The organism is Staphylococcus ureilyticus, assembly GCF_002902235.1.
Lineage (GTDB): Bacteria > Bacillota > Bacilli > Staphylococcales > Staphylococcaceae > Staphylococcus > Staphylococcus ureilyticus.
The window spans coordinates 1-4,219 of the sequence record NZ_PPRL01000064.1 but is presented as its reverse complement, the minus strand read 5'-3'; the positions used below and the strand labels follow the sequence as shown (position 1 = coordinate 4,219).

General features: G+C 30.9%; 3 protein-coding genes. All 3 read left to right on the top strand.

The features are described from left to right. Positions 1–1,761 (top strand): 3'-5' exonuclease (locus CD150_RS13705; protein WP_240621212.1); only part of this gene is annotated, 1,761 nt, incomplete at its 5' end. A gap of 25 nt (positions 1,762–1,786) precedes the next feature. After that, positions 1,787–2,926, top strand: coding sequence for a DUF418 domain-containing protein (locus CD150_RS06955; protein WP_103161455.1), 1,140 nt, complete (start codon positions 1,787–1,789; stop codon positions 2,924–2,926). Positions 2,927–3,045: 119 nt separating this feature from the next. After that, the gene (locus CD150_RS06950; RefSeq protein WP_046208040.1) at positions 3,046–3,951 is read left to right on the top strand and encodes a fumarylacetoacetate hydrolase family protein; all 906 of its coding nucleotides are present in this window, start codon (positions 3,046–3,048) and stop codon (positions 3,949–3,951) included. The last annotated feature ends 268 nt before the right edge of the window (positions 3,952–4,219 follow it).

Genomic DNA, 4,219 nt, shown 5'->3' with positions numbered 1-4,219 from the left:
TACCAATTTACAGAAGACGAATTATCAAACATTAGAGTATTTAGTCCTCATGATGATTATTTTTATCAATCTATCCAACATTATATGAAAAATGACGTGGCAAATAAGAAATTGGTCAAAAAATTAGAAGTATTTTTAAAAGATATAGCTATGTATCAATCTTACAGTCAAAATCATCCTGTATATCAACTTATTGATAAATTTTACAATGATCACTATGTTATACAATATTTTAGTGGACTTATTGGTGGCAAAGGTCGACGTGCGAATTTATATGGTTTGTTTAATAAAGCAGTAGAATTTGAAAATTCTAGTTTTCGTGGTCTATATCAATTTATTCGATTTATTGATGAACTTATGGAGCGAGGAAAAGATTTCGGTGAAGAAAACATCATAGGTCCTAATGATGATGTTGTGAGAATGATGACAATCCATAGCAGTAAGGGGCTAGAATTTCCATTTGTTATTTACTCTGGCTTATCGCGTAAGTTTAGAAGAGATGACTTACATAAACCTGTGATTTTAAATCAAAATTATGGACTTGGAATGACGTATTTTGATGTAGAATCAAATTTAGCTTATCCTTCATTATCATCAGTCACTTTGAAAGCAATCGCAGAAAAAGAAATGGTCTCAGAAGAGATGAGATTAATTTATGTGGCATTGACACGTGCTAAGGAACAATTATTTTTGATTGGCCGTGTTAAAGATGAGAAAGAATTAACACAATTAGAGCAGGTTTCTGTTTCGGAAACACATTTACCAGTCAGTTATCGGATTACAGCCCAAAGACCGATTGATATGATATACCCAATATTAGCAAAATATCAATCATCATCTTTACCAAGAGAGATGCGTTTTGAGCAATCAATAGAAGATGTTGATTCAACGATGAAACCTTATGTGAATTTGACTACAGAATTTTATGAAGATATTGCTTCAGAACAAGTTATTTCAGATAGTGAACAGCGTACAGTTAGTGATATTGAGTATATAAATAGTGGCAATGACACATTAAAAACGCAAATACATCAGCAATTAAGTTACGTCTATCCATATCAAGAAGCTATGATGAAACCTTCAAAACAGTCCGTTTCTGAATTAAAACGACAATTAGAAACAGAACAAGCGGATACAAATTATGATAGAGTTCGTCAGTATCGTATTGGCACAACTTCATATGAAAGACCAGCTTTCTTAAGTCAACAAACAAAGAGAAAAGCAAATGAAATAGGGACATTAATGCATACGGTAATGCAGCATTTACCATTTAAAGAAGAAAGGCTGACAGCAGAAGAAATTGGAATATTTGTTGACCAATTAATAGTTAAGGCGATCATACCTAAAGATGCAAAAGCTGATATTCAATTTGATGATATTTATAAATTTGTTGAGAGTGACTTGTATCTTTCGATTGCTCAAAGTGATTATATTTATCGTGAATTACCTTTCGTTGTGAATCAAGCAAAAGTAGACCAGTTGAAAGATGTAGAAACAGACGCATCAATCATTCAAGGGATGATTGATTTGATTTTTATTAAAGATCAGCAATATTACTTTGTTGATTATAAAACAGATGCATTTAATAGACGCTTGCATATGTCAGATGAAGAAGTTGGAAATCAATTGCGTGCGCGTTATAAAATACAAATGGAATACTATAGAAATACCTTACAGACCATACTTGGCGAACCTGTTAAAGGTTATTTATACTTCTTTAAATTTGGTCAGCTTTCAATAGATGATAAATCGATTAAATAATGCTTTGATAAAGGAGTGCTAAACAGTGTCGACACAGCAGAGAATATTCGAACTGGATGCATTACGTGGATTCAGTTTGTTAGGTATTGTATTGATGAATATATTGACATTTAGTATGCCATATGAGGAATCATTTTTACCGGATTTAGTGAAAGGGATAGATCAAAGTATATTAAGAGTTATTACACTGTTTGTAATCAGTTCTTTTTATCCTATTTTCACCTTTTTATTTGGTTATAGTTTAGCCATTATGTACAAACATAGTCAGAGAAGAGCGATGAAATATTATCCCTTTATTTATAGAAGATTAACTTTTTTATTAATATTAGGTGCATTACACGGTTTTTTACTATTTTCAGGGGATATTTTGTTCAGTTATGCATTTACAGGGATGATTGCAGTATTATGTATTAAAAAAAGTAGCAAGAAACTCTTTAAAATAGGTGTTATTTTATATGCAATAAAAGTATTTATCTTAATTTTACCTACTTTTTTAGTAACATACTTAGATGATCCATATAGTACTATTAATATAAGCGGATTTAATGTTTCTGAAATCGTCAATCTAAAGCAAAGTGGCGAATATTTTAACTATTTAAAAGTAAATGTTGTAGAAAATACCTATAATATTATAGATACAATAACTTTTTCTGCATATTTTGAATTTTTACCGTATGTGTTTTTAGGAATGGCAGCACAAAAATACAACTTGGTTGAAAAGGTACAATTCGCACAAAATCGTCATCGTCACGTTTTATATGCATGCCTTATGTTAATTGTTGGATACGCTTTTAAATTGCCATATGTAGTGGACATTGGAAACCAAGCTTTTGCAATCATTAGTGCTATGATTGGTGGGCCACTTGTAGCATTTGGCTACATATTATTATTTATCTATTGTTGCCGATTTAAGCAGTTTTCCAAAACCGTAAATATCTTTAAATACCCAGGTAAGTTGAGTCTAACAGTATACTTAATGCAAAGTTTTATTTTTACATTTATTTATGTAGGTTTAGGTTTATATAATAAGTTACCACTGTATGAATCTTATTTAATCGTGTTGGTTGTTTATAGCTTACAACTAATTTTCTGCTATGTGTATCTGAAATTTTATAGGTACGGCCCTATTGAATGGTTGTGGCGTAAAGTGACTTATTTAAAATAACGATACAATATCATGTCTATGTTTATTGAATTTTTTGAAAATAATGGGTATTTATTTGTGATTTGTTACTAAATATAGTTATAATATGTAATAAGATATAGATGAGGAGCTGATATTGAATGAAATTTCTATCATTCAGACATAATGAACAGACATCTTATGGTGTGAAAGTTAAAAGAGAAGAAGCTGCTTGGGACTTGAAAAAAGTCTTTGCAGATTTTGCGGAAGGGGACTTTCATCCTAAGACATTATTGAATGGTCTTCAACAAAACCAAATATTAGATTTCCAAGAACAGGTTCGTAAAGCAGTCGTTGCGGCAGAAGATAGTGGTAGAGGTGAAGAATATAAAGTCGCATTTGCAGATATTGAATTTTTACCACCGGTCACGCCAACAAATAATGTGATTGCTTTTGGACGTAATTATCAAGACCATGCTAGTGAATTAAATCATGAGGTACAACGTTTATACGTCTTCACAAAAGCAGCTTCATCGTTAACTGGTGATAATAGTGTAATACCAAATCATAAAGATATTACAGATCAGTTAGATTATGAAGGTGAACTGGGTATTGTGATAGGTAAATCTGGTGAGAAAATTCCTAAAGCTTTAGCACTTGACTATGTATATGGCTATACAATCATTAATGATATTACTGACCGCAAAGCCCAAAATGAACAGGATCAAGCATTCTTATCTAAAAGTTTAACTGGTGGTTGCCCAGTTGGTCCATATATAGTAACTAAAGATGAATTACCGACACCTGAAGATGTAAATATTGTAACTAAAGTAAACAATGAAATTCGTCAAGATGGTAATACAGGAGAAATGATTCTTAAAATCGATGAATTGATTGAAGAGATTTCGAAATATGTAGCATTACATCCTGGTGATATTATTGCTACTGGTACACCAGCTGGTGTGGGGGCAGGTATGACACCGCCTAAATTTTTACAACCAGGTGATGAAGTAAAAGTAACGATTGATAATATTGGTACTTTAACAAATGTCATAGCAGAAAAATAATAATAAATGAATTAGGCTAATTATAATAAGTTAGCCTAATTTTTTTGATATAAAGTAATGATGTTGCTATAAATTGAAAATGAAGATAAAATGTGAAGTGCAGAACTTTTTTTGAAAAATATTTACTTTTTCAGTATGATTAAAAAAGTACGCTTTTAATTTTATAATTAAAAGTAACAATGTATTGATATTTTTATAAAGTAAAAATAGTGTGGGGGTATTAAATATGTTACATATGCATATTGCAAGTTGGGTATTGCTAATTATC